The sequence below is a fragment of the Polaromonas sp. CF318 genome, assembly GCF_000282655.1.
Classification (GTDB): Bacteria; Pseudomonadota; Gammaproteobacteria; order Burkholderiales; family Burkholderiaceae_C; genus Polaromonas.
Genome location: NZ_AKIV01000046.1, coordinates 94,825 through 120,842 on the forward strand (window position 1 = coordinate 94,825; position 26,018 = coordinate 120,842).

The 26,018-nt window shown below is 63.5% G+C and carries 22 protein-coding genes and 3 tRNA genes; 4 read left to right on the forward strand and 21 right to left on the reverse strand.

What is annotated here, in order from left to right:
• Positions 1-10 precede the first annotated feature (10 nt).
• From PMI15_RS07425 to pip, 14 genes are all read right to left on the reverse strand, one after another.
• Positions 11-1,324, reverse strand: coding sequence for a lysine N(6)-hydroxylase/L-ornithine N(5)-oxygenase family protein (locus PMI15_RS07425; RefSeq protein WP_007866036.1), 1,314 nt, complete (start codon positions 1,322-1,324; stop codon positions 11-13).
• Positions 1,325-1,429: 105 nt separating this feature from the next.
• Positions 1,430-3,817: a TonB-dependent siderophore receptor gene (locus tag PMI15_RS07430; protein WP_007866039.1), complete on the reverse strand. Its 2,388-nt coding sequence runs from the start codon at positions 3,815-3,817 to the stop codon at positions 1,430-1,432.
• A 123-nt stretch (positions 3,818-3,940) separates the two neighbouring features.
• A complete protein-coding gene (locus PMI15_RS07435; RefSeq protein ID WP_007866041.1) occupies positions 3,941-5,020 on the reverse strand; it encodes a FecR domain-containing protein in 1,080 nt (359 codons plus the stop codon).
• Between the two features lie 93 nt (positions 5,021-5,113).
• Positions 5,114-5,671 (reverse strand): sigma-70 family RNA polymerase sigma factor, encoded by a 558-nt coding sequence (locus PMI15_RS07440; protein ID WP_007866043.1) that lies wholly within the window; start codon positions 5,669-5,671, stop codon positions 5,114-5,116.
• A gap of 241 nt (positions 5,672-5,912) precedes the next feature.
• A tRNA-Asp gene (locus PMI15_RS07445) sits at positions 5,913-5,989 on the reverse strand.
• 103 nt (positions 5,990-6,092) lie between these two features.
• A tRNA-Glu gene (locus PMI15_RS07450) sits at positions 6,093-6,168 on the reverse strand.
• 77 nt (positions 6,169-6,245) lie between these two features.
• Positions 6,246-6,321, reverse strand: a tRNA-Ala gene (locus PMI15_RS07455).
• A 78-nt stretch (positions 6,322-6,399) separates the two neighbouring features.
• Positions 6,400-7,794 carry a glutamate--tRNA ligase gene (gene gltX / locus PMI15_RS07460; protein WP_081499572.1) on the reverse strand — a complete coding sequence of 465 codons (1,395 nt, stop codon included), beginning with the start codon at positions 7,792-7,794 and terminating at the stop codon, positions 6,400-6,402.
• Positions 7,795-7,802: 8 nt separating this feature from the next.
• Positions 7,803-9,020 (reverse strand): O-succinylhomoserine sulfhydrylase, encoded by a 1,218-nt coding sequence (locus PMI15_RS07465; protein ID WP_007866047.1) that lies wholly within the window; start codon positions 9,018-9,020, stop codon positions 7,803-7,805.
• A gap of 2 nt (positions 9,021-9,022) precedes the next feature.
• On the reverse strand, positions 9,023-10,552 hold the full coding sequence (purF, locus tag PMI15_RS07470; RefSeq protein WP_007866048.1) for an amidophosphoribosyltransferase: 1,530 nt from the start codon (positions 10,550-10,552) through the stop codon (positions 9,023-9,025).
• A 34-nt stretch (positions 10,553-10,586) separates the two neighbouring features.
• Positions 10,587-11,072, reverse strand: a complete 486-nt coding sequence (locus PMI15_RS07475) for a CvpA family protein (RefSeq protein WP_036837899.1) — start codon at positions 11,070-11,072, stop codon at positions 10,587-10,589.
• 6 nt (positions 11,073-11,078) lie between these two features.
• Positions 11,079-11,870, reverse strand: coding sequence for an SPOR domain-containing protein (locus tag PMI15_RS07480; RefSeq protein WP_007866052.1), 792 nt, complete (start codon positions 11,868-11,870; stop codon positions 11,079-11,081).
• A gap of 69 nt (positions 11,871-11,939) precedes the next feature.
• Positions 11,940-13,250: a bifunctional tetrahydrofolate synthase/dihydrofolate synthase gene (gene folC, locus PMI15_RS07485; RefSeq protein ID WP_007866055.1), complete on the reverse strand. Its 1,311-nt coding sequence runs from the start codon at positions 13,248-13,250 to the stop codon at positions 11,940-11,942.
• A gap of 48 nt (positions 13,251-13,298) precedes the next feature.
• Positions 13,299-14,288 carry a prolyl aminopeptidase gene (pip, locus tag PMI15_RS07490; RefSeq protein ID WP_007866059.1) on the reverse strand — a complete coding sequence of 330 codons (990 nt, stop codon included), beginning with the start codon at positions 14,286-14,288 and terminating at the stop codon, positions 13,299-13,301.
• 126 nt (positions 14,289-14,414) lie between these two features.
• Between pip and PMI15_RS07495 the strand changes: the two genes are divergently transcribed.
• Entirely contained in the window at positions 14,415-14,759 is a 345-nt protein-coding gene (locus PMI15_RS07495) for an ArsC family reductase (RefSeq protein WP_007866061.1), read from the forward strand.
• Positions 14,760-15,004: 245 nt separating this feature from the next.
• Positions 15,005-15,700, forward strand: coding sequence for a glycine zipper 2TM domain-containing protein (locus tag PMI15_RS07500; protein ID WP_007866064.1), 696 nt, complete (start codon positions 15,005-15,007; stop codon positions 15,698-15,700).
• A gap of 84 nt (positions 15,701-15,784) precedes the next feature.
• Here the strand turns inward: PMI15_RS07500 and PMI15_RS07505 are convergent, their stop codons facing one another.
• Together PMI15_RS07505 and PMI15_RS07510 are read right to left on the reverse strand one after the other, a co-directional pair.
• Positions 15,785-16,558, reverse strand: a complete 774-nt coding sequence (locus PMI15_RS07505; protein ID WP_007866067.1) for an anti-sigma factor domain-containing protein — start codon at positions 16,556-16,558, stop codon at positions 15,785-15,787.
• On the reverse strand, positions 16,558-17,133 hold the full coding sequence (locus PMI15_RS07510; protein WP_007866069.1) for an RNA polymerase sigma factor: 576 nt from the start codon (positions 17,131-17,133) through the stop codon (positions 16,558-16,560). Before PMI15_RS07510 ends, PMI15_RS07505 begins: the two co-directional genes overlap by 1 nt.
• Positions 17,134-17,320: 187 nt before the next feature.
• Between PMI15_RS07510 and PMI15_RS07515 the strand changes: the two genes are divergently transcribed.
• Positions 17,321-17,647, forward strand: coding sequence for a pyrimidine/purine nucleoside phosphorylase (locus tag PMI15_RS07515; RefSeq protein ID WP_007866071.1), 327 nt, complete (start codon positions 17,321-17,323; stop codon positions 17,645-17,647).
• A 37-nt stretch (positions 17,648-17,684) separates the two neighbouring features.
• A complete protein-coding gene (gene argG, locus PMI15_RS07520; RefSeq protein WP_007866075.1) occupies positions 17,685-19,013 on the forward strand; it encodes an argininosuccinate synthase in 1,329 nt (442 codons plus the stop codon).
• Positions 19,014-19,089: 76 nt separating this feature from the next.
• Here argG and PMI15_RS07525 read toward each other — a convergent pair whose 3' ends face one another.
• From PMI15_RS07525 to PMI15_RS07545, 5 genes are read right to left on the reverse strand one after another with little or no spacing between them, the layout of a single operon-like run.
• Entirely contained in the window at positions 19,090-19,743 is a 654-nt protein-coding gene (locus tag PMI15_RS07525; RefSeq protein WP_007866078.1) for a hypothetical protein, read from the reverse strand.
• A gap of 51 nt (positions 19,744-19,794) precedes the next feature.
• Entirely contained in the window at positions 19,795-22,332 is a 2,538-nt protein-coding gene (locus PMI15_RS07530) for a DEAD/DEAH box helicase family protein (protein WP_007866079.1), read from the reverse strand.
• Complete coding sequence (locus tag PMI15_RS07535) at positions 22,325-23,977, reverse strand: Eco57I restriction-modification methylase domain-containing protein (RefSeq protein WP_007866082.1); 1,653 nt, start codon at positions 23,975-23,977, stop codon at positions 22,325-22,327. The genes PMI15_RS07530 and PMI15_RS07535 overlap by 8 nt, the downstream gene beginning before the upstream one ends.
• A complete protein-coding gene (locus PMI15_RS07540; RefSeq protein WP_007866084.1) occupies positions 23,974-24,615 on the reverse strand; it encodes an N-6 DNA methylase in 642 nt (213 codons plus the stop codon). The genes PMI15_RS07535 and PMI15_RS07540 overlap by 4 nt, the downstream gene beginning before the upstream one ends.
• Positions 24,612-25,532 (reverse strand): nuclease-related domain-containing protein, encoded by a 921-nt coding sequence (locus tag PMI15_RS07545; protein WP_007866086.1) that lies wholly within the window; start codon positions 25,530-25,532, stop codon positions 24,612-24,614. The genes PMI15_RS07540 and PMI15_RS07545 overlap by 4 nt, the downstream gene beginning before the upstream one ends.
• Between the last annotated feature and the right edge of the window lie 486 nt (positions 25,533-26,018).

Consider the following 26,018-nt stretch of genomic DNA (forward strand, 5'->3'; position numbering starts at 1 on the left):
GCCTCAAGCTTCAGAGCAGGACAAAGTCCGCGGTGGACGGGATGCTGAAATCCTGGATCGCGACGCGCCGCTCTATCTTGTAGTGCTCCACGCCGGTCAGCTCGCGCAGGATGTAGGAGTTGCGGTAGCAGCTCATGCCCAGGTCCTGGTTGGTCATGCCGTGGGTGTGCTGGCCGGCGTTCTGCACAAAGATCTCGTTGCCGTTGAAATCGGCGGCATAGTTGCGCGCCAGCCGGTAGCGCCCCTGCTCGTCCCAGCGCAGGCGGTGGCGTATGCCGTCGACAAAGGACGGGATGTTCTCGCGGTAGCCGGTGGCAAAGACCAGGCCCTCGCTGCGGTGCGCGTAGCGCGCCTCGTTGTCGAGCTGGCGGAATTCGATCTCGTAGCAGCCCTGCCCCGCGTCGTAGCGGCAGCCCTGCAGCTCGCAGTTGGTGATCAGGTGGGTGCGCAGCGGCCCCTGCTTGCGCCTGTCGTCCAGCAGGTCGTAGATCTGGTTGATCAGGCTGGCGTTGACGCCCTTGTAGAGGCTGTCCTGCGCGCGGATGACGCGCTCTTTCTTGCGGTCGTCGAGGTTGTAGAAGTAGTCGATGTAGTCCGGCGAGAACATCTCCAGCGTGAGCTTGGTGGTCTCCATCTGGAAGAAGCGCGAGGAGCGGGTGATCCAGGTCAGACTGTAATCGTGCGCCTCGGCCTCTTTGAGCAGGTCGTGGTAGACCTCGGCCGCGCTCTGGCCGCTGCCGACGATGGTGATGGAGTTTTTCTTCTGCAGCTCGGCCTTGCGGGTGATGTAGTCGGCGGTGTGCAGGTAGCGGTGCCCGCCCGGCGCGCAGCATTGGGGGAACATCGGTTTGGAGCCCACGCCCAGTACCAGCTTGCGGCAGCGCATGATGAAGGGCTCGCGCTGCGGCCCCTGCACGCCGGTGACCACATAACAGCCGGCCTCGGCGTCGTGCACGATCTCCTGCACCTCATGCTCGAAGCGCGCCTTGCCCAGCCGCGCCGCCGCCCAGCGGCAGTAGGCGTTGTACTCGGCGCGCGTCAGGTAAAAACTTTCGCGGAAGTAGTAGGAGTAGATCTTCCCCTCTTCCTTGCAGTAGTTGAGGAAGCTGAAGTGGCTGGTCGGGTCCGCCAGGCTGACCAGGTCGGCCAGGAAGGGGTTTTGCAGCGTGGTGTTGTCGATCAGCATCCCGGGATGCCAGTTGAACTCCGCGTTGCGTTCCAGAAAGACCGCGTTCAGGCCGGCGATGGGCTCGGCGAGGCAGGCCAGGCTCAGGTTGAAAGGCCCCAGCCCTATCGCAACAAAGTCATAGATATTCTTGTTCATGGCACTCAACTCCCTGATGGACTGGCACGCCGGGGCGGCGCGCCATGTTGGTCGAAAAGAATTCCCGCGGCCGGCGGTGGCGCCGGCCGCCTTGCTACCACTGCATTACCACTGGTAGGTCACGGTCGCGGTCATGCTGCGCGCGTCGCCCCAGTAGCAGTACTGCTGGCTCAGGCAGGAGGCCACATAGCTCTTGTCGAAAAGGTTGTTCACGGCGAGGCGCAGGTTGGCGCCCTTGAACGAGGGGTTCAGCTGGGCCAGGTCGACGCGCAGCATCAGGTCCACCAGCGTGTAGGGCGGCACCTTGAGGCTGTTGGCGTTGTCGGCCCAGCTGGAGCCCACATAGCGCACACCCGCACCCGCGGTGTAGCCCGGCGAGAAGTTCCAGTCACCCCAGAGCGCGGCCATGTGGCGCGGCGCCTGGTAGGGCGTGTTGCCGGTGAAGCCGTCCGAGGATTCGGTGAACTTCATGTCCGTGTAGCTGTAGCTCGCGATCACCGAGACGCTTCGGCTCAGCTGCGAGCGGGCCTCCAGCTCCAGGCCGCGCGAGCGCACCTTGCCGGTGGGCTCATAGTAGAAGACGCCCACGGGGCGCGTGGCGACATTTTTTTGCGACAGCTCGTAGACCGCCGCTGACAACAAGGTGTTGGAATCCTTGGGCTGGTAGCGAACGCCCACCTCCAGCTGCTTGGTCTCGGCGGGTTGCAGGTTGTTGCCCAGCCGGTCGTTACGCAGGCTGGGGTTGAAGCCGTCGGAATAACCCGCATAGGGCGCGACGCCGTTGTCGAACAGGTAGACGACGCCAGCGCGCTTGGTGAACCTGGAGCCGCTCCACTGCGCCGGGTTGCCGGTGCCGTACTGGTTGGAGGCCTTGGCCCAGTCCATGCGGCCGCCCAGCGTGAAGCGCCAGCGGTCCAGCTCGGTCTGGTTTTGCAAGTAGAGGCCGGTCTGCTCCAGCTTGCGGTCTATGGGGTCGCTGGTCACGCCAGTCAGGCCCGGTGCGCCGTAGCTCGGTGTGAAGACATTGATGGGCAGCGCGCTGCCCGACTCCCAGCTGCCGCTGACGCGGCGCTTCTGGTAGTCCAGCCCGGCCAGCACGGTGTGCTTGAGTGTGCCGGTCTGGTAGTGGCCTTCAAGCTGGTTGTCTATGGTGTTGCCGCGCGTCGACTCGTTGGCGCCGGAATAAAAGCGCGTCAGTTCGTTGGCGCTGGCCCAGCCGAAGCCGTAGATCTGGCGCAGCGTGGTGTCGGCCCGCACGTGGCGGAAATTCTGGCGGAACTTCCAGCTGTCGTTGAAGGCATGCTCGAACTGGTAGCCGAGAAAGCGCTGGTTGCGCTGGTATTTCTCGACGCTCGGGTCGCCGTCAAAAAAATAGCGCGAGATCAGCCGGCCGTTGTGGCCCGCATTGAGGCTGGCGTCGGCCGGGACGCCGCTGTGGTAGCTGCCATCGGGGTCGTCCTGCAGGTAGGCCTGCAGCAGCAAGCGCGTGTCCTTGGACGGGTTGATCGCCAGGGACGCGGCCAGCGCCTGGCGCTCTTCCTTGACGGTGTTGAACTGCGAGTCCAGCGAACGCGACAGCGCCGTCAGGCGAAACGCCATCACGCCGTCCTTGTCGATGGGGCCGGAAAGATCGACGGCGGCTTCGCGGCGGTTGCGGTTGCCGAGCGTGAGCTGCACTTCGCGGTAGGGCTGGTACTGCGGTGTCATGCTGGTCAGCGCCACCAGGCCGCCGGGCGATGCGCGGCCGTAGAGCACGGAGGCCGGGCCGCGCACCACGTCGATGCGCTCGAGGAAATACGGGTCGACCTGCATGGAGGTGTAGCTGCCCTGGTCGCTGAGCATGCGCAGGCCGTCGAGCAGGGTGCTGTCCACGCTGCTGTCCTTGAAGCCGCGCAGGGCCACGTAGTCGTAGCGGTTGGAAGAGCCCACCAGCCCGGTGAAAACGCCGGGCGAATAGTTCAGCGCCTCGGGAACGCTGCGCGGCTTCTGGTCTTCGAGCTGCTGTTTGGTGATCACCGAGATGGACTGCGGCGTTTCGAGGATAGGCGTGTCGGTCTTGGAGCCGGCGGCGCTGCGTTTGGCGACATAGCCGTTGCCGCCGCTGGTGGCGGTCTCCGCGCCGGCCGTCACGGTGACCACCGGCAGGGTCTGCGCCCCCGGCGTGGCCGAAGCGGCCTTCACGACAAACACATTGCCGTCTATGCTCGCCGCCAGCCCGCTGCCGGCGAGCAGCCGGTCCAGCGCCTGCTGCGGCGTCATCTGGCCGGAGACCGCGGGCGCCGTCTTGCCGGCCACCAGCGCGGGCTGGACCATCAGCTCCAGCCCGGCTTGCTGCGCCAGGTTGTTGAGCGCCTGGGCCAGGGGCTGCGCCGCGAGGCTGATCTGCATGGGAGTGGCGGCCCGCGCGCTGGCGGCCCCCTGGGAATAAACCACCGGGCTGCCGAGGGCCAAGGCCAGGGCCAAAGGGGGCAGGTGGAAGCGGGAACGAGGCATGCGTGCAATCTCCGGAGAAGGGGTAAATAAGAATCCTTCTCAAGTAGACGCATGGGCTTTGGGAAACCCTAGGTCGTGCGCAAAGTTTTTTTTGCCGCGGAATGACCCCGGGCTGGTGGCCGCTTAACGGCCGGCGGAGACGATCTCGGCCTCGCCGCCCTGCTCGCGCAGCCGTACCGGCAAGACCTGCGGCAAGAGGCGGGCAAAGTTGCCCGGCCTGCGCGGGTCGAAGGTGCCGGTCACGCGCAGCGCGGCGACGGCCGGGTCCGCTACGCTCAGGTGCGCCGGGCCGTAGCGCTCGAACTCGGCCAGGGCCTGGGCCAGCGGCGTGTCGTCAAAACTCACACGGCTTTCACGCCAGGGTGCGATGCCCGCAGCGGGAACGGCCGACACGGTGCCGAGCAGCCCTGTCATGTCGCTGGCGATCTGCTGGCCGGCGACGAGTTCGACGGCCGCATCGTTCGCGGTGGAATGCCCGGCTTGCGCCACGCGCACCCGCCCTTCTTCCACGGCGACCTGCACGCCCGCCCTGCCCGGCACCCCCGGCGTGTAGCGCACCGAAAAGCGCGTGCCGACCACCGTGATGCGCAGGGGTCCGGCCAGCACGTCGAAGGGACGCCCCGCATCGCCCGCGACCTGGAACATCGCCTGGCCCTGCGGCAGGCGGACCTCGCGGCGCCCGCGGTAAATCGCCACCTCGGCGGTGCTCAAGGTGTCCAGCCGCAGGCGGCTGCCTTCGGGCAAGGTCACCTCGAGCTGTTGGCCGCGCGTGGTGGCAAAACTCTGCGTGTACAGGGCTTGCTGCTGCCAGAGGTTCCAGGCCAGGTAGCCGCCGCAGGACACCATGAGCGCCACGGCGGCCAGCGCGGCTTGCGGCGTCCAGGCGGCGAGTTCACGCCACCGGGCGCGCGGTCGTGGCGCGGCTTGTGCCGTGCATGCGGCGGCCGCTGCCTTGTCGTCGGCGAGGTTCTGCCTCAGCGTGCGCAGGCCGTCGGCCGGCAGCGCGTCGAGTGCGCGCCAGTCGTCCTGGTGGCGCGCGAAGGCCGCGCGGTGGGCGCCGTCCGCCGCGCGCCAGGCCTGGAACTCGGCCTCGTCCTCCGCTTCGAAGAGCCCGCCGGAACGCCGGACGAACCAGTCCAGCGCTGCGTCGTCGGCTTCTGTGGACGGTGCGGCTGGCGGGTGGGCTGGCGGCGGGGTGTTCATGGCGTGCTTATCGGCTCTTTGATTGGCTCTTGGATGTAGACGCACGAGCCCGCCAAAACCCTAGGCCGGGGAAACAGGAATGCTGGCAACTGCTCATTTGCGAGCGGGTTTTCTTCTTCGGAGTTTGGGGAGCGGGGCTGCGGCGGGTTCTCCGTCCAGCGCATCGCGGCAGCGCCTGCAGGCGTCCATGGCCAGCTTGATGTGCTGCTCGACCATTTTTCGCGAGATGCCCATCAGCTGCGCCACTTCGGAATGCGGCAGGCCGTCAAATTTGTGCAGGATAAAGGCCTCGCGGCAACGCAAAGGCAGGGCGTCTATGGTGGCCAGCAGGGCATCCACACCCTGCGCGGAAGAAGCGGCCGCGTCGGGCTCGCAAGCTTGCGGCGCCGCGAGATTGTCGAGCTCGGCCGCCGAGGCCTCGGCATCCGGCTGCAGCGCCTCACCGCGCACCTCGCTGCGGCGGTACTGGTCGACCTGCAGGTTACGCGCCGTGCGGTAGAGCAACGCGCGCGGCTCGGGCACGGCCTGGCCCGAATGCTGCACCGCCAGCACACGCGCATAGCTCTCCTGCACGATATCGGCCGCGGCATCGCGGTTGCGCACCGTGCGGGAACAGAAGTTCAGCAGTTCTTGGTAATAGCGCTCAAGCACAGGTCAGTCAATGCCATGGGAAAAGACGAACCCCTCCAAGCGGCAGACGAGATGTGGCGGTGGCTGACCAGGCGCGCGCGTCGTAGATGGGAATTATTCTCATTATGACCGAAGCGCGCCGCGGGCTCCATGCCGGGGAAGCACCGTTACCTTTGATACCAGCATCCAGCTGCACGGCAAGACACGCGCGAGGCCCAAAGAAAAAGGGCCTGCAAGAAATCTTGCAGGCCCTTTTCGGATCTGGCGGAGTGGACGGGACTCGAACCCGCGACCCCCGGCGTGACAGGCCGGTATTCTAACCAACTGAACTACCACTCCTGGTAGTGACAACATTCGCTCTTCCGAGCCAAGTCGCCTGCCCTTGCGGGACGGCGGTTGTCAACTTGCGCCTTGGGCATCACGCGCGAGGCGTGATGAATGCTGGCGACCCCACGGGGATTCGAACCCCGGTACTCACCGTGAAAGGGTGATGTCCTAGGCCTCTAGACGATGGGGTCAAAACCTTGGAACTTCCGGAACGGCCTTGCTGTGACACAAGGACCGTACAAACTCTCAAATTCTTCGCGACTGACTTTGGTGGAGGTAAGCGGGATCGAACCGCTGACCTCTTGCATGCCATGCAAGCGCTCTCCCAGCTGAGCTATACCCCCTTCAAGCCATTGCAAGTTGCCCTGCAATTGTGTCGAGCCTTGAATTATAGCCCGAAATTTTGGGCTTTTTCAAATCTCTCAAACATGCTTGAGCCGGGACACCACATCTTCGCGTTTCATGAGCTCCAGAATCGCGTCCAGCGAAGGGGTTTGCGGCGTGCCCAGCACCAGCACGCGCACCGGCATGGCCAGCTGCGGCATCTTGAGGCCGGTGTCGGCCAGCACCTGTTTGATGGCCGCGGAAATCGCGGCCTTGTTCCACTCGGCGCTGCCCAGGGCGTCGGCGAGTTTGGCCAGCGCGAGGCGCACAGCCTCGGTCACATGCGTGGCCAGGTCTTCGGCGGCGGGCTGGCCACCGGTGACCAGGCGCTGCAACCAGCCGGCCAGTTCCACCAGCGTGCTGCAGCGGTCCTTGAACAGGCCGCAGCCGCGCGCGATCCAGGCCGGGTCCTGGCCCGTGACGCCCTGCGCCGCGAGAAAGGGCAGGACCGCTTCGGCGAGTTTGTCGTCGGCCATGGCCTTGAGGTGCTGGGCATTGACCCAGCGCAGCTTGGCTTCGTCGAACTGTGCGGCGCTCTTGCCCAGGTGGTCCAGGTTGAACCAGGCGATGAACTGTTCGCGGCTGAAGATTTCGTCGTCGCCGTGGCTCCAGCCCAGGCGCGCCAGGTAGTTGACCATGGCGTCGGGCAGATAGCCTTCGGCGGCGTACTGCGTGACCGGCTTGGCGCCGTTGCGCTTGCTGAGTTTTTCGCCCTGCTCGTTGAGCACGGTCGGCAAATGGGCGTAGACCGGCGGCTCCTTGCCCAGGGCCCTGAAGATGTTGATCTGGCGCGGCGTGTTGTTGACGTGGTCGTCGCCGCGTATCACATGGGTCATGCCCATGTCGATGTCGTCGACCACCACGCAGAAGTTGTACGTCGGCGTGCCGTCGGGGCGCGCGATGACCAGGTCGTCGAGTTCGTCGTTGCTGATCTCGATGCGGCCCTTGACCTTGTCGTCCCAGACCACGCTGCCGCCCTGCGGGTTCATGAAGCGCAGCACCGGCTGCACGCCTTCTGGCACGGGCGGCAAAGTCTTGCCGGGCGCGGGGCGCCAGGTGCCGTCGTAGCGGGGTTTCTCCTTGGCGGCCATCTGCTTTTCGCGCAGGGCGTCAAGCTCGGCCACGCTCATGTAGCAGGGGTAGACCAGGCCGTCCGCGCGCATCTGCGCGAGCACGGCCTTGTAGCGGTCCATGCGCTGCATCTGGAAGAAGGGGCCCTCGTCGTGGTTCAGGCCCAGCCAGCGCATGCCTTCGATGATCACGTCGACGGCCTCCTGGCTGGAGCGCTCCACATCGGTGTCTTCGATGCGCAGGATGAAGTCGCCGCCGGTGGCGCGGGCAAAAGCCCACGGGTACAGCGCGGAGCGGATGTTGCCGAGGTGGATGAAGCCGGTCGGTGAAGGTGCGAAGCGGGTGCGGGTCTTTTGCGTCATGGGAGCTGTCATGCGATGCGGTCCAGGCCGCGGGAAAGGTCGGCCTTGATGTCGTCCACGTGGTCCAGCCCGACGGCCACGCGCAGCAGGCCCTGGCCTATGCCGGCGGCCTGGCGCTGCTCTTCGCTCAGGCGCCCGTGCGAAGTGGTGGCCGAGTGGCTGATGATGGTCTTGGTGTCGCCCAGGTTGGTGGCGATGCTGAGCACCTGCGTGCTGTTGATGACCTGGAAGGCGTTGGCGCGCGCCGCTTCGGGCGTGTCGCCGCGCACGTCGAAGGACAGCACCGCGCCGCCCAGCCCCGACTGCTGGCGCATGGCCAGTTCGTGCTGCGGGTGCGAGGCCAGGCCCGGGTAGTAGACACGCTTGACGGCGGGCTGGGTTTCCAGCCACTGCGCGACGGCCAGCGCGTTGGCGCTCTGGGCCTGCATGCGTATGCCCAGGGTCTCCAGCCCCTTGAGCACGACCCAGGCGTTAAAGGGCGCCAGCGTCATGCCGGCGGTACGCACGATAGGGCCGAACACGTCGACGATCAGTTTGGACGGGCCGCACAGGGCGCCCGCCATCACGCGGCCCTGGCCGTCCAGGTACTTGGTGCCGGAATGCATGATCAGGTCGGCACCGAACTCCACCGGGCGCTGCAGCGCGGGCGAGCAGAAGCAGTTGTCGACCGCGAGCAGCGCGCCCACGCTGTGCGCCAGGTCGGCCAGCGCGCGGATGTCGCAGACCTCGGTCAGCGGATTGGTCGGCGTCTCGGCGAACAGCAGCTTGGTGCCGGGACGCAGGGCGGCCTTCCACTCGCTGATGTCGGTCTGCGAGACGAAGGTGGTTTCCACGCCGAACTTGCCGAACTCCCGGCCTATCAGGGCGATGGTCGAGCCGAACATGGAGCGCGAGCAGATCACGTGGTCGCCGGCCTTGAGCAGGCCCATGCACATCATGAGGATGGCGCCCATGCCGGTCGAAGCGCCTATGGCCGCTTCCGTGCCTTCGAGCGCGGCGAGGCGGCGCTCAAAACTCGTGACCGTGGGGTTGGAGGTGCGGCCGTAGGTATAGCCTTCCGTCGGATCGGCAAAACGCCGCGCCGAGGTCTCGGCATCGGGCTGCACAAAGCCGCTGGTCAGGTACAGCGCCTCGGAGTTTTCGCCGTGCTGGCTGGGCTCCAGCGCCACGCGCACGGCCAGCGTGTCGCGGTGCAGGTTGTCGGGCAGTTTTCTTTTGCCGGTCATGCTCAGGCTTCCTGCGGGTTGGGCAGCGCCAGGCGGGAGGCGTCCACGTCGCCGTCTTCGCCGATTTTTTCGGCCGTGTCGGCGCGCTGCGAGTTCATCGCGGCAATGGTTTCGGCCGTGACGTCGCCCGTGATGTAGACGCCGTCGAAGCAGGAGGCGTCAAAGCCGTCGAGCTTGGCGTTGAGCGAGCCGATGGCGCGTTTCATGCCGTCCACGTCCTGGTAGATCAGCGCGTCGCAGCCTATGACTTCACGGATCTCCTCGATGCTGCGGCCGTGGGCGACGAGTTCGCCCGGCGTGGGCATGTCGATGCCGTAGACATTGGGAAAACGCACAGGCGGCGCGGCGCTGGCCAGGTAGACCTTGCGCGCGCCGGCGTCGCGCGCCATCTGCACGATCTCGCGGCTGGTGGTGCCGCGCACGATGGAATCGTCGACCAGCAGCACATTGCGGCCCTTGAACTCGCTGGCGATCACGTTGAGCTTCTGGCGCACGGACTTCTTGCGCACGCCCTGCCCCGGCATGATGAAGGTGCGGCCCACGTAGCGGTTCTTGACGAAGCCTTCGCGGTAGGGAATGCCCAGCAGGTGCGCCAGCTGCGTGGCGCTGGGGCGGCTGGATTCGGGAATCGGGATGATCACGTCGATCTCGCTGGGCGGCACGGTGGAGACCACACGCTTGGCCAGCGTCTCGCCGAGGTTCAGGCGGGCCTGGTAGACCGAGATGCCGTCCAGCACCGAGTCGGGGCGTGCCAGGTAGACGAATTCAAAAATGCAGGGATTGAGTTTTGCATTGGGCGCGCACTGCTCGGCATGCACCACGCCTTCCATGTCCACATAGACGGCCTCGCCCGGCGCGATGTCGCGCTCGAACTGGTGCGAGGTGCCTTCCAGCGCCACCGATTCGCTGGCCACCATGACGGTGTCGCCGCCTTCATTCTGGCCGCGGCCTATGCACAGCGGGCGAATGCCGAAGGGGTCGCGGAAGGCCAGCAGGCCGTGGCCGGCGATCAGCGCGACGACGGCGTAGGAGCCTTTGACGCGCTTGTGCACGCCGCGCACCGCGGCGAACACGTCGACGGGCTTGAGCGGCAGGCCGCGCGTGGTTTTTTCGAGTTCATGCGCCAACACGTTGAGCAGGACTTCGGAGTCGCTGTCGGTGTTGATGTGGCGGTGGTCGGTGTTGAAGAGCTCGGCCTTGAGCTCGGCCGCGTTGGTCAGGTTGCCGTTGTGCGACAGCACCAGGCCGAAGGGCGCATTGACGTAAAACGGCTGGGCCTCGTCCTCGCTGTAAGCGTTGCCGGCCGTGGGGTAGCGCACCTGGCCCAGGCCCACCGTGCCCGGCAGCGCGCGCATGTTGCGCGTGCGGAACACGTCGCGCACCATGCCCTTGGCCTTGTGCATGTAGAACTTGCGCCCCTGCTGCGTGACGATGCCCGCCGCATCCTGGCCGCGGTGCTGCAGCAGCAGCAGGCCGTCATAGATGAGCTGGTTGACGGGGGCTTTGCTGACGACGCCGACTATCCCGCACATGGTGTTCCGATCATGATGAGTTGACTCTTCAAAGTTAGGTTAAATATTTCGCAAACTGTTCGGGCAACACCGGTTTCAGGGCCTTGAGCGTGGCCGCCAGCACCGGCGCGCCTTTCGATTCCCGCCACCAGCCGCTGGTTTTCAGCGCCGTCATGTCGATCACGACGGTCGCGGCCAGCAACAACACCACACCGCGCAGCACGCCGAACGCGGCGCCCAGCACACGGTCCACCGGCGCCAGGCCGACCGCGGCCACCAGCTTCTTGAGCAAAAACGCCAGCAGCCCCGCCGCGAACACCGCGGCGATGAAGATCAGCACAAAGGCCGCCGCATACCGCACCGGGTCGGCAGCCGACTGCACGGGCAATCGGGCGGCCAGGTCGGGCGCAAACCATTGCGCCACAAAAAACGACACCACCCAGCCCAGCACCGACAACACCTCGTACACCAAGCCGCGCCATGCGCCCAGCAGCATGGAAAAAACCAGCACCCCCAGCAAAATCCAGTCAACAGCCGCCACGGATCATTACAAGGTCAGGATGGCGGCGGGTAAATCAAGGCTCTTGATTTTTCCGGCGGCTTTTTCCGCCTCGGCCTTGGTGGCAAACGGCCCCACGCGGACCCGTATGCGCTTGCCGTCCTTGGTCTCCGCGACCTGCGTATAGGTTTTCAGCCCGGCTTTTTCGAGTTTCAGGCGCGCCTCGCGCGCCTTGGCGACGTCGGCAAAAGCGCCCACCTGCACCACCAGCCGGCCTTCGGCCTCGGCGGCGGCCGGCTTGGCGGCGGGCGGCGTGCTGCCGTTGAGCAGCGCGCTGGCGCGAGCGGCATCGGCATTGGCGACGGGCTTGGGTTCGGGTTTGGCGGCCGGTTTGGGCTCAGGTTTGGGCGCCGGCTTCGCCTCGGGTTTGGCTTCGGGCTTGACGGCAGCCGGCGCGGAAGCGGCGGCGGCAGGCTTGGACGGCAGGATTTCTTCCTTGGGCGCCAGGCTGGCTGCGGCGGCCACTTTGTCGGCCGGCGCAGGGGCGGGCGCAGGCGTTGCCGCCGGCGCGGGGGCCGCGGCGCTCGGCGCAGCCGGCACGGCCAGCGGCTTGACCGTGCCCTTGCCGGGGATTTCGATGGGGATGTCGACCGGGATGGGCCGGGGCTGGGTGTCGAACAGCAGCGGGAAACCCACCACGCCTATGAGCACCAGCACGGCCGAGCCGATCAGCCGGTGCTTGGCGCGCTTGCGCATCACTTCCACGCTTTCCGGTTGAGCGGCTGGCCCGGCATTGGGGGCAGTGTTGGCGCCGCCCCGGCGGAAGTTGAAAAACGGCATGGTGTGGCTTGAATCCGATAAGGGTGACGTTAACGGTGAACGTGGGCTGAAAGCCCTCCAAAAACCGCTTCAGGGGGCCAGGTGCGGGGCCGAAAGACGCGGCACGCCGTCCTTCAAAATGCCGCCCACCGTGTAGAACGAGCCGAACACGACAATTCTATCAGCGGGGGTCGCGGCCTTGACTGCCGCCTGCAGCGCCGCTTCGGGGGACGGATAGCTGCCGGCCATGGCATCGGGCCGGGTATTGGCGGCCATCCAGCGGGCCTGCAAATCGGCCGCCGTGGCGGCCCGCGACGTCGGCAAATCGGTGAAATACCACTTGTCGATCAGCGGCGCGACCCGCGCCAGCATGGGGGCCAGGTCCTTGTCAGCCATGGCGCCGAACACCGCGTGGGTGCAGGGGTAAAAACCCATGGCGTCGAGGTTTTCGGCCAGCGCGGCCACCGAATGCGGGTTGTGCGCGACGTCCAGCACCAGCGTGGGCTGACCGGGCACGATCTGGAAGCGCCCGGGCAGCTCGACCATGGACAGGCCGTTGCGCACCGCCTGGGCCGTCACCGGCAGGCGATCGCGCAAGGCGGTCAGCGCCGCGAGCACGCCCGAGGCATTGACCAGCTGGTTGGCGCCGCGCAGCGCCGGATAGGCCAGCCCGGCATACCTGCGCCCGCGCCCGGCCCAGCCCCATTGCTGCTTGTCGCCCGAAAAATTGAAATCCGTGCCGAAGCGCCACAAGTCAGCGCCTACTTTGGCGGCGTGGTCAACAATGCTTTGCGGCGGCATGGGATCGCTCACGATGACCGGCTTGCCGGCGCGCATGATGCCGGCTTTTTCGCGGCCTATGCTTTCGCGGTCCGGCCCCAGGTATTCCATGTGGTCCAGGTCTATGCTGGTGATCACCGCGCAGTCGGCGTCCAGCATGTTGACCGCGTCCAGCCGCCCGCCCAGGCCGACTTCGAGGATGACGACGTCCAGCTTCGCGTCGGCCAGCAGCTGCAGGATGGCCAGGGTGGTGAACTCAAAATAGGTCAGCGAGATCGGCTCGCCGCCCTGTGTACGGGCCGCCTCGACGCGCGCGAACTGCGTGACCAGGTCGGCAGCGCTCACGATGTCGCCGCGCACGCGGCAACGCTCTTCAAAATGCACCAGGTGCGGCGAGGTAAAGACGCCTGCGCGGTAGCCGGCCTGCAGCAGGATGGCTTCGAGCATGGCGCAGGTCGAGCCCTTGCCGTTGGTGCCGGCCACCGTGATGATGGGGCAGTCAAAGGCCAGGCCCATGCGTTTGGCGACAGCGCTGATGCGCGTCAGGCCCATGTCTATGCCCACGGGGTGCAGGCGCTCGCAGTAGGCCAGCCAGTCGTCGAGTGTTTTCAGGTTTTGCATACAACCCGCATTGTCGCGCAGGGGTCAAAACCCCTGCACCGGGCGGAGTCAGCGGGCAAAACGGTCCGTCGCGGCGACGAGGCGTTGCAGGATTCCAGGCTCGTTAAAAGCATGGCCCGCGTCGGGCACCAGTTGGAAATCCGCCTCGGGCCACGCACGGTGCAGATCCCATGCGGTTTTCGCCGGCGTGGCCACGTCGTAGCGGCCCTGCACGATCACGCCGGGGATGTCCTCCAGCTTGTGCGCGTCGCGTATCAGCTGGCCTTCTTCCAGCCAGCCGGCGTGCACAAAATAATGGTTTTCGATGCGCGCGAAAGCCAGCGCGAAGTCGTCGCCGCCGTGCAGCGCGGTGAAGGCCGGGTCCGGCAGCAGCGTGATGGTCTGGCCCTCCCAGAGGCTCCAGGCGCGAGCGGCCGCCAACTGCGCAGCCCTGTCGCTGCCCACCAGGCGTTTGCGGTAGGCGGCCATCAGGTCGCCGCGCTCGGCCTCGGGGATGGGCGCGAGAAAAGCCTCCCACAGGTCGGGAAACAGCCACGAGGCGCCCTCCTGGTAGTACCACAGCACCTCGGCGCGCCGCAGCGCGAAGATGCCGCGCAGTATGAGTTCCGACACCCGGGCCGGATGCGCCTCGGCATAAGCCAGCGCCAGCGTACTGCCCCAGGAGCCGCCGAACACCAGCCAGCGCTCCACGCCCAGCAGGCTGCGCAGCCGTTCGATGTCTGCCACCAGGTGCCAGGTCGTGTTGTTGTCCAGCGAGGCGGCCGGGCGCGAGCGGCCGCAGCCGCGCTGATCGAACAGCAGCACGCAGTAACGCTCGGGGTCGAACAGGCGCCGGTGCTCGGGCGAGCAGCCCGCGCCCGGACCGCCGTGCAGGAACACCGCCGGCTTGCCCTTGGGGTTGCCGCACAGCTCCCAGTAGATCGAATGGCCGTCGCCGGTTTCCAGGACGCCGGTGCGAAAGGGCTCTATGGGCGGGTACAGCACGGGAGACGGGGAAGGAGAAACGGATGCGGTGGGCTTGGCCGAAGCAGCGGTCATGAATGTTCCGTGAAGTGTAGGTACGAACAGAAGGCGGGCCGGGGGGACCCGGCGCCGTTTGATTATTCCAGCCCTGCAATTGGCCTGCTGGCGCGCCCTCTTTTCGACATCTGCCAGAATCTTCGCATGATCATTCTTTACGGCATCCCGAATTGCGACACCGTCAAAAAAGCCAGGACCTGGCTCGACGAGAACGGCGTCGAATACCAGTTCCATGATTTCAAAAAACAGGGCGTGCCGCCCGAGCAGCTCAAGCGCTGGGCCCAGGCCGCCGGCTGGGAAACCCTGCTGAACCGCAAAGGCACGACCTGGCGCAAGCTGGACGCGGCGACGCAAGCCGGCGCGGCCGACAGCGCCGGCGCCCAGGCCCTGATGCTGGCCAACCCCAGCGTCATCAAGCGGCCCGTGGTGGACTGGGGCCAGGGCATCACCGTCGGCTTTGATGCCGCAGGGTGGGCGGCGCGGATTTAGCAAGCGTGCGTTGAGTGGTGACCGTACGTTGCACGCCTCACAAATAGGTGTTTTTTCACGTTTTTGGTACGCCGGGAGCATGTTTTACCTGCTTCGGCGAGCTTTACAGCCGATTTACCGAACTCCAGGCCCCAAAACGGCTCTGACTTACTAAAATCGTTCCAGTCGCCGGAGCCGCCACCCACACCACGGGCAGCACTACCCGGCGCGCAACTTCAGCGATTTGCTGAAAAGGGGTTCAAACCATGAAAAAAGCACTCGTCCTTTCCACCATCACCGCGGCCGCAGGCCTTGCCGCCGTGCCCGCCTCCGCCATGGACATTCTGGCGCGGGTGATCTCCAGCACGCCGGTGGTGCAGCAGGTCGCCGTGCCGCGCCAGGTGTGCACCAACCAGCCGGTCGTCACGCAAAGCCCCAATTCCGGCGCAGGCGCCTTGATGGGCGCGCTGGCCGGTGGCGCAGCCGGCAATGCCATCGGCAACGGCGGCGGCCGTGCGGTGGCCACGGTGATAGGCCTGGTTGGCGGCGCCATGATCGGCGACCGCATCGAGGGCAACAACACCCAGGTCCAGAACATGCAGCAGTGCACGACACAGACCTATTACGAAAACCGCCCCAGCCACTACAACGTGGTCTATGAATACCAGGGCACGCAGTACACCACCCAGATGGCCAACGACCCCGGCCAGTACGTGCGCCTGCAGGTCACGCCGGTCGGCGCCATGGCACCCGCACCGCAAACCTTCCAGTCCGCGCCCCAGCAGCCCCAAGCCTATGTGCAGCCGGCGCCGGAACCCGTTTACGTGCAGCCCACCTATGTGCAGCCCGTGGTCTATCCGGCCTACTACCCCCGGCCCTACTACGCGCCTTACTACGCCCCCATAGGCCTGTCGCTGAACTTCGGCTACAGCCGGGGCTACGGCCACCACCACTGGCGCTAAGCCCGCCGGTTCCGGCTGAATCAAAAAAGGGGCGTTATCAACGCCCCTTTTTGCTGCTCGCCTGGAATGGCCCTGAAATGACCCTTACTTCGGTGTCTCGATGAGAGCGCCCTTGAACAATACCGGCCCGGTCGGCCCGCTGCCCGGCGGCACCCCGCCCTTGGGCTCCAGCGTGATCGCCAGTGTCGGCACCTGCCGCATGTCGGTACTCACGGCAGCCAGGCGAACCACCGGGTCGGCATTGAGCACACCCAGCGATCTGGGCGCCGCGCCGGGGGGCAAGGCCCACAGCTCCAGCGATTTGTCGGGCTGCTCGCGGAAACCACCCACGCGCTTGAGCACCAGGGTTTTATTCCTGGGGTCAAAGGTCACCAGCAGCGATGCAGCGGCCTTGTCGTCGGTCAGCACGGCCACATACTCGATCTCCGGCGTGGCCGTCAATTTGGCCGACAACTCGCCGACCTGACCGCTGAGCCGCGAATTCACGTTCAGCCCGACCACAACGGCCAGCACCGCCGCCAACGCGCCGGTTGCACTCGCGCCGCGCCATAGGCCCAGGCTGGCCCACCAGCCGCCCGCCGCCGGCGCGGCACCGCGCGCGGCCTGCATGGCGCGCGCCTCCTTGTCGGCCCTGACGAGGTTTTCAATGCGCGTCCAGACCGCCGGGCTGGGCGCCGCCTGCGGTTGCAGTTCGGCCACGGAAGCCAGCCGGCTTTGCCAGACCAGCGCTGCGGCGCGCAGCGTAGCGTTGTCGCGCGCCAGCGCCTCAAAACGGCGTCGCGCGCCGCCGCGCAAAGTGCCCAGCGCATAGCTGGCCGCGAGCTGCTCCATCAGGGCGGGGTTGTTCTGGATGTTCATCAGGCAAACCTCGCCATGCAGCCGCGAAGCTGTTCAAGCCCGCGGCGTATCCAGGTCTTGACCGTGCCCAGCGGCAGTTTCAGTTGTTCAGCCAGCTCGCTGTGGCTCAGGTCGCGCAAATAGGCCAGGCTCACCACTTCGCGCTGCTTTTGCTCCAGCCGGCCCAGGCACTGGTGCAGGGCCCAGGCCTGTTCGCTGGCCTGGGTGGTGTCCATGGGGTTGGGCGAGTCGCCCGCCACGGTATCGGAGAGCACATCGTCCAGTTCCTGCATCAGGTCGGCCCGGTCGGAGGCGCGGCGGCGCAAAAAATCCAGGCCGCGGCTGCGCACCACCAGCCCCATCCAGGCCATGGGCGGCGAGAGGCTGGCCTTGTAGTCGCCGGCAATGCGCCAGATGGTCAAAAACGCCTCCTGCAGCACGTCTTCGGCCCATTCGCGTTTGCCCACCACACGCACGGCAACGCCGTAAAGCTTGGACGAGCTCAGGTCATAGAGCTCGCGCAGGGCTTTTTCATCGGCCCCGGCTACGCGGTCGATCAGCGCAATCAATTGAAGATCCGGGCTTTGTGCTTTCATGGACAACATTCTGGGTTATTCATGGGGGTACGCGATAGAGGGCCGGGTGGATTCAAGGCTGGCACGACGCAGGGCCCGGCGTGACCTAAAATCAGGGGTTTTTGGCGGCGGACTGCGATGCGCAGCGCTTTCTTCGCCTTTTTCCAGCCCTTTCCCAGCCTTTCCCACCTTTTCAGCCCCTTTTTTCATGCCCACCGAAAAAATCGACAACGTCAGCGTCAGCACCCAGGCCAATGTGTACTTTGACGGCAAATGCGTGAGCCACGGCATCACGCTGGCCGACGGCAGCAAAAAATCGGTGGACGTCATCCTGCCGGCCACCCTGACCTTCAACACCGGCGCACCCGAAATCATGGAATGCGTGGCCGGCGCCTGCGAATACAAGCTGGCCGGCAGCGACAGCTGGGTCAAGTCCTCCGCCGGCGAAAAATTCAGCGTCCCCGGCAACGCCAAATTCGAGATCCGCGTCGCCGCCGGCGAAGCGGCCTACCACTACATCTGCCACTTCGGCTGATCCCCTTCCACGCATCCACGCCTTCCAGGAACCCCTCATGGCCACCATACTCCAGAACCTCCCCGCCGGCCAGAAAGTCGGCATCGCCTTTTCCGGCGGACTCGACACCAGCGCCGCATTGCACTGGATGAAGCTCAAGGGCGCGATTCCCTATGCCTACACCGCCAACCTGGGCCAGCCCGACGAGCCCGACTACGACGAAATCCCGCGCAAGGCCATGCAGTACGGCGCCGAAAAAGCCCGCCTGATCGACTGCCGCAGCCAGCTGGCCGCCGAAGGCATTGCCGCCCTGCAAAGCGGCGCCTTCCACATCACCACCGCCGGCGTCACCTACTTCAACACCACGCCGCTGGGCCGCGCCGTGACCGGCACCATGCTGGTGTCGGCCATGAAGGAAGACGACGTCAACATCTGGGGCGACGGCAGCACCTTCAAGGGCAACGACATCGAGCGTTTTTACCGCTACGGCCTGCTGACCAACCCGGGCCTGAAGATCTACAAGCCCTGGCTGGATCAGCTCTTCATCGACGAGCTCGGCGGCCGTGCCGAAATGTCGGCCTTTATGACCAAGGCCGGCTTCGGCTACAAGATGTCGGCCGAAAAAGCCTATTCCACCGACTCCAACATGCTGGGCGCCACGCACGAGGCCAAGGACCTGGAAGAGCTCGCCACCGGCATGAAGATCGTCAATCCCATCATGGGCGTGGCCTTCTGGAAAGACGAAGTCGAGGTCAAGCGCGAGGAGGTCACGGTGCGCTTTGAAGAAGGCCGGCCCGTGGCGCTGAACGGCAAGACCTTCAGCAGCCTGGTCGAGCTGATCCTCGAAGCCAACCGCATCGGCGGACGCCACGGCCTGGGCATGAGCGACCAGATCGAAAACCGCATCATCGAAGCCAAGAGCCGCGGCATCTACGAAGCCCCCGGCCTGGCGCTGCTGTTCATCGCGTATGAGCGCCTGGTGACCGGCATCCACAACGAAGACACCATCGAACAATACCGCGACAACGGCCGCAAGCTGGGCCGCCTGCTCTACCAGGGCCGCTGGTTCGACCCGCAAGCCATCATGCTGCGCGAAACCGCCCAGCGCTGGGTGGCCAGCGCCATCACCGGCGAAGTCACGGTGGAATTGCGCCGCGGCAACGACTATTCCATCCTCAACACCGTCTCGAGCAACCTGACCTACAAACCCGAACGCCTGAGCATGGAAAAAGTCGAGGACGCGCCCTTCTCGCCGGCCGACCGCATTGGGCAGCTGACCATGCGGAATCTGGACATTACGGATACGCGGGCGAAGCTGGGGATTTATTCCGATGCCGGGATGTTGGAGTTGGGTAAGGGGGATGATTTCCTCAAACTCGGCAAGTAAGTCAGAACTGACTTGTCGCCAAATAAAAGCCCGCCAAGTGAAAGCTTGGCGGGCTTTCTTCCTTTTGATCGTTCCGCTATCTATTCCAGCGCACGTTAAAGTCCCAGATGACTCCTAGTCCGCCAGCAACTTGACGCTTGCGAACCTTCTCCCTGATTGGCTTCCGGTGTGCGGCCCCAACGAGAAGCACGCTATGAGCGGGAACGTGGCGGATGCAATAGCTCTCAATGCTCTCGATCATTCCAGTCTCGCGATCGCTATTTGCCTCATTCCACAGATCGTAGGTCTGCCGCAACTTGGGATCGCCGATCCACTCGACGGTTGCAAGAGCCTCGTTGTAGATGTCTTCCCATGCCTGCGCGCAGCGATCGCTGTTGAGGTAGGGAAAACCGAGTTTCAGCGTGTCTAGGCTGTTCTGGTCTACAAGTCGTCGATAGTCGGGACTCGTCCTCGCGACCTTCTTGAACATATCTTCAGAATTGCTGAAGAATTCTTCGCTTGGCTTGTCCAAATCCACAGGAACAACATTGACTGGACGGCGTTCCCGATACAGAACCACAGCAGCGGACTCAAGGGTGCCATGAGAGCCGTTGCGATAGCCAGCAAGAAATGCAGATGGAATTTCGGCAAAGATGACGTCAGGGGCAAGGCGATCAAGGATCGTCCGCAGTTCCGCTACGTTGGCGCGGCCAGATTCAGCGTGGACAGTTGCGATCAGCGTTATGTGCATGAGTTCTCGACTTAAGCGCCAGCCTGTGACGGACCTTAGCGGTGAGAACCGTCAGTCTTTCGCAACCACGGTGTCATACAGCCCATAGTGCCGCAGCCCCTCGTGACTCTCAATTCCGGTATAGCGCAGCGATGCGTCTTCATACCGACGGAACGCAAACACAGCCTGGTTCATCTGCTCGGTGTTGAACACCTTAAGCCGCACCAGCAGGTGAAAGTCCTTCACCGTCAACCCGGTCACGGTCAGAAACAGGTCCGGTTCCAGCTTGGTGATCACGTCCTGCAGCGTGTTCTCTCGGAAGTCGGTCAGATACATGAAGGCGGGGATGCGGGTGGCGAACTTGATCAGCTTCTCTTGAACCAGTTTACGTTTGGACTTGTATTCCTTCTCTTCGTCGGTGAGTTCCTTTTTCTCCTTGCCCGTCAGCTTGCCTTCCTGGGCCTTGTTCTTGAGATTCTTGACCTTGTCACTCTTATTGATGATGGTTTCAATGATGTTTTCGCCCAGCGAACGCCAACCCTCGATGCGCTCCACCGCAGCCATTGCGTCTGGGTTGTCCAGAATGCGACGCAACGTGCCGTTGTCTACGTTCACCAAAAGCGCACTTTCCCACTTTCGGGCCAGCAAAGTGGCCGAAGTTCCGGCCATCGCGATGTCCAGGATGCCGCCCGCATCGATCTGCGTCATGTTGGCGCCGTCGTAGGCCAGCACGGGCAGAAAGGCCACCAGGTCTCGCACCGCATGCTCGGGGTTGCTTTCGTTAGGCGACAAGCCGATGCCGTATTCGGACAACTGGCGTAGCGCCCGCGTGGGCGCGAAGTCAAACACAAAGCACACCGGCTTCAGGATTTCTTCCTCGTTCGGATCGTCTCCGTTGGGGTTCTTGATGGACCAGGGCGATTGCACCCGAAACGCCGCCTGGAAGTAGGTCTCAGGCGACTTCAGGTTGCGAAGCATCAGGATGGACGACCATTGCGGCACGGTCACCCCTGTGGTGAGCTTGCCGCACGAAAGCGTGATGGTCTTGGTCCCGAACCCGCTGCTGATCGCCTGGCGCACCGGGGTCAGCGCGTCCAGCCCAATGCCGGCATTGGTACCTGCCGCCACGATCACTGTGTAGTCGCGCCAGAAGGTGTTGTGCTTCTCTCGCAGTAGGTTCGCCATCGCGTGGCAAGCCGCTACATTGGGCAGGAACCAGAATGAATGTTGCAGGTAAGGCAACAGGCGCACATCAGAATACGGAAACGGCGGACGCGACCCTACCTTTAGCAACTCGGCGGATTGGGCCGCGTAGCCGCCGCGAATAATGTCCAGCCATTTCTGCACGTCGCCCTTGTACTTGAACTGGGCCATCTTCTCCGGGCCCGATGCCTCGAAAAAAGCGTTGAGGTCAAACTCGTCGAACTCGCCCCCGCTGGCGATGGCCAGCAGTTCGTCGGGCATCTGGTAGGTCAGCAGCCGCATTTGCGGCAGCGCCGCGTAGGGGTTGCGCTGACCGGGGTGCCCGACAGAGAAGGCATCTTTTGCGCGCTGCTCGTCGGTGTAGGTCCAGTTGAAGATTTGCTCTTCGATGAACTCCCCCGTGGCCAGCGCCTTGAACGGCGTGCCAGAGAGGTACAGATACGCCCGGGTGGCGATGGGCAGAAAGTCTGCTTCTCGCTCCAGTGGCTCCTGCAGGTCGGCGATCCGCTCCTTCTGACCCTTGGTGTCGTCCACCCGTGTTTCTGAGCGCTCGATGCGCTCCTCGTCTCCCTCGAACAATTCCTTGGCGCTCTCACGCCAGGCTCCGAAGTGGTACTCGTCAAACACCACAAGGTCCCAGTGCACCGCGTGCAGCCATTCGTTCCGGGGTTTGATGTGGCCGGCGGCGTCGCGCCCCAGCAGGTCCTGGAACGATCCGAAATACACCACCGGCTTGCGCTTGTCGATCTGCGTCGGGTCGCTGCCCGACGCGCGCGACAGGTACTGCCAGCCATCGAAGTCCACATGGCTCTCCAGGTCGGTCTGCCACGCGTCTTCCACCGCCGGCTTGAACGTCACTACCAGCACGCGCTTGGCCTTGAGCTTTTTGGCCAGCTGGTAAGCGGTGAAGGTCTTACCGAAGCGCATTTTGGCGTTCCACAGAAAGCGCGGGGTGGCGTGCATGTCTTCCTGCCAGATGGAGTGGAAGTAGGCATGCGTCTTGTTCACCGCCGTGGCCTGTTCGTCACGCAGACCGAAGGTTTCGTGGTGCGTGCCGCCAAAACGCTGCCCTGTGCGCAGCTCGGCCAGCACGGTGTGCACATCCGCCGCGGTGCAGCGCACCCACTCCAACATGGTGTTCGCAAAGCCGCGCTTTACTAGCGCCGCGCGCACCTCGTGGTCGGTGAATACCGAGCCGTCATTGCGCTCCGCCGGCTCGTCGATTTCAATTCGGTAGTTCCGGATTGCGGCGGTTTTGAGTTGCTCGGCCACGCGCCGCTTCACGTCGCGCGCGGTCTGCCCCACCTTTAACAGACCCCGGTGCGCGGAATCGGCGATGGTGTACGCGTAAATGCGGGGTCTGGCATCCGGTTTGGGCGCCAGAATATCTTCGACAGACCTACTCATCGTCGCTTTCGTCCACAGCGACGTCGCCCAACAGGTCGGTTGTCAGGTCCATCGGGCGCACGACTTTCTCGATGAATTCGATTTCACTCTTAGAGATGCCGTATTTGGCGTAGAGCTCAGCATCGGTCCATGTTCGGTCCCATGCCTGTGTCGGGACAAAGGTGTAGACCTTGCGCGTGGTGTCCTGCGAGGGCTTGTGTAGCAGGATTAGCAGCCGGGTTAGACGGCACGTAAGATAGGACAGCGCGCTTTGGGCTTCGGTTTCAGTTTCGAATGGTCCGATACAGAGATAGGTCTCGGAGCAAATGCTGCCCGGTTCACCGATGAAAGGGGTACTCAGAATGCGGTGCGGGTAGGTGTCTTTGTTGCCGGTCCCCGGTGCCGCACGTCCAATGTAGATCTTCCATTTGTCGATCAACTCGGTGCCGGCCGGTACGTCCTTCCTTGCTATGTAACCTGTCCCACCATTCTGATAAATGAGCACATCATTTTCACGTCTTTTCGCTTTGCCCTTAAATGTCGTTTCCAACGCAAAAGGCTTTCGTGAGCTGACCAGTCGTTCGAAACGCTGATCCTCTGGTAGCTCAAGTGACGCCCTCTTCCCAGATTCGACGGAAACAACCTTTCGAAGTATCGACAGCCCTTCGTTAAAACGAATGAAGATATCGGCGCCCTTTTCCATCAGCGGACGTTTGGACGTGGAAACAGGCCAGTCCTTAAAATGCGTGCTCACATCGCACAGACCCGGATGGTCCCGATCCCAGAGGAAGTAGCAGACGCCGCCCTTGAGGCCGACGCCAGGAAACACATCCGATGCACTAAGAAAGTCGTCGATCGAGCGCACCCGCGTATCCGAAAGCATGGACTCTCGAAACTCATCCAGGCCTTTGCCGCCGGCAAACCACCGTGCGGGAATGATCATGGAAAGGTAGCGCGGTTCCAGCGCTTTAGCCTGTTCCACAAACATTTGGTAGATCGGTGCGGCGCTGGTGCCGTAGCCGCCGTCGTTCAGTTGGTAGGGCGGGTTGCCGATGATGACGTCGAACTGCATGGATGCTCCAAAAAACTCGGCAATGCGGGCGTTGATGTGGTCCGTGTGGATGAAGGCGTAAGCGTGGGTTTCGAGGTCTTCACCGCGGTTCAGTGCTTCCTGACCGGCGCCGCAGTATGTGCACTTGCCCTTCGACCAGCTGTGCTCGGTCCGTTCGAACCAGATATTTCCTTCGTCATTCGCAAAGCCCGTAGCAATCGAGTGTTCACCCTTGGCGTTCTTGGAGCAGTACACGCTGCGCCGCGCCAGCAGGCTGGTGAGTTGGGTGATGCCGATGCCGAAGACCTGGTGCGTCAGGATATGGTTTACGCGCGTCGGCAGGTCGGGGATAGCCCGCGCCAGACCCTGAGTGAGCCGGCTGGTGATCTCACGCAAGAACACGCCGGACTTGGTGCACGGGTCGAGAAACCGGACGTTCATGTCGGCCCAGAGGCTAGCGCCGCGGTGGTCTGCAGCCCAAGCCTCGGCCACCCGATCCAGCATCCGGCTGGCCAGCTCGGGCGGCGTGAAAACCTCATCGTTCGACAAATTAGCGATGCAGGTCAGCACATCGGGGTTACGCCCGCGCAGTGTGAAGGCCGCCTGCCCAGTCATTGACGTTGCCCTTGCAAAGCTGCCAACTCCCGAACCGTCATGGATGAATGCGTCTTGACTGGTGCAAATATTTCATGTTTGCCCAAGTCCGCAAACAACGAACCCTCGGCGCTAAACGCCGACGAGCCTGTAAGCACGTCGAAGCGGAAATCGCGTCGCTGGAACTTGCCTTTTCCCAGGTAGCCCCATTCTGCAAAGGTGATGGGTTGGCCATCCTGAGTGCGCATAGTCAGAGCGTCGCCATGCAGGATATTTTGCGACAGCACGTGAGCTGCGGCCTTGTACAAATCAGCTGTTTCGTTGATGTCAAAGTACTCCGCCCAAATCTCCAACATGTTGGCGTGGCACTCGTTGAGATTGTCTTGAAGTAGCTCGATGCCGTAGATGCACATCAGTGCGAGCAGCGCGTAATGTTGCCGCTCGAACTCTGACTTGCCGTACTTGAGCTCAACCACAGCGAGCTTTCGGCGCAAGATCTGCACGATGAAGTTGCCGCTGCCGCAGGCTGGCTCCAGAAAACGCGAGTCAATGCGTTCGGTCTCGTGCTTCACCAGGTCAAGCATGACATCCACCATCCAGTCGGGAGTGAAAACCTCGCCGTGGTCGGTAACACGTTGTTTTGACTTGACCAAACTCATTGAAATAGACCTTGATGTTCCCGGCAATACTGCAAACCGCCAAAGCGTTTAACGTTGTTCCAACAGAATTTTCCCTCGGCGTAGCCGATCTTCGCACGGCAGTGGGCGCAGATGAGCTTTTTCGCCAAGGATTCGTCTTTAACAGGAGGCGGCTCGGCCTTGGGGTGCGCCACCGGCACAGGTGTGACGGGCTTGGGTTGCATGAAGGGTGGTAAATCCAGCAGGTCTGGCGGGCGGTGCTGGCGCTTGAGCTTTTCGCCCCATTCCTTGATGGTGTCGGGGCTGCGCAGATTGAACAGCGCCTTGAGCACGCTGCCCGTGCCAATGCCATCCACCAGTTTTTCATGCCACGAAGGGAACTGGTCTGCCTTGATAAGAAAGCTGGTATCAAAGGCCTTGGCGTCGGGCCGCTGGATGATGGCTTTCGGGTGCATCATGACCACGTTATGGAACTCGGGCAACTTGTCGGTGCGGGTACTGATTTCCAGCCGCTCCAGCAACTTGCCCAGGATGCGGGCGTGGCGGCGGCTTTGCTCGTAGGGGGATGGAATGCCGTAGCGCTCCTTGCCATAACGCACGGTGAATTCGCCATGGGCGTTGACTTCCAGGTCGCCTGAGTAGTTTTTGGTTTCAATCAGCACCATGTAGCCGGTGCGGTTGATGACCAGATGATCAATTTGGGCCACCTCACCATCGATCTGGAACCGCAGGTCGTGCAGCAGGACGTTGTTTTGGCCATCCTTGTAATGACCGTCGAGGTGGAAGGCGGCTTCTTGTTCGCCCCTGAGGCCGGCGGTCAGGTTGCGCAGTTCAACGCGCAGCCACTCTTTCTGACGGGCGTCCAGCAAGCTGGACTTTTGCAGGTCTTGCAGCAATGCCAGGCGTTTGCTTTTGTCGTCGGCTGATTTGATCAGCATGTGTTCTCCCCCATTGGCAATGACTATATCCCGCAGCGTCAGGGCTTACCCCTGCGGGGCCTCTGCCTCCATGAGCAGCTTTACCAAGGCTCAGTGATGAAGTACACCGCCTTGCCTGGCTCCGGCCTCATGTTAAATATTTCAATAATTTTTAACGTAAAAAAAGCCTTGTGTTAAATAACATCCCTCTTTTTGGCCCTCGGACAAGCGATGCAGGGGCAAATGGCACCCACAAGCTTTAAACGCTGCTCTGACGGCTTCAAAACCCGGATTTTCGGCGTCAAAGGTGCTCGCCCCCTCGCCTGACGGGTGCAAGCAGCTATTAAAAACATAGCGTATGTCAAAAAACCGCCTTCGGGCGGCTTTTTAAACCAATCTTTAATACGAAGCGCAAGTATGAAAACCGGCTTGAACAGAGCGCAGGTGCCAGAAAAATAAGCCTTCCCACCCCCACGCGCGCACCAACCCAGCCGTTTTTCCCTGACC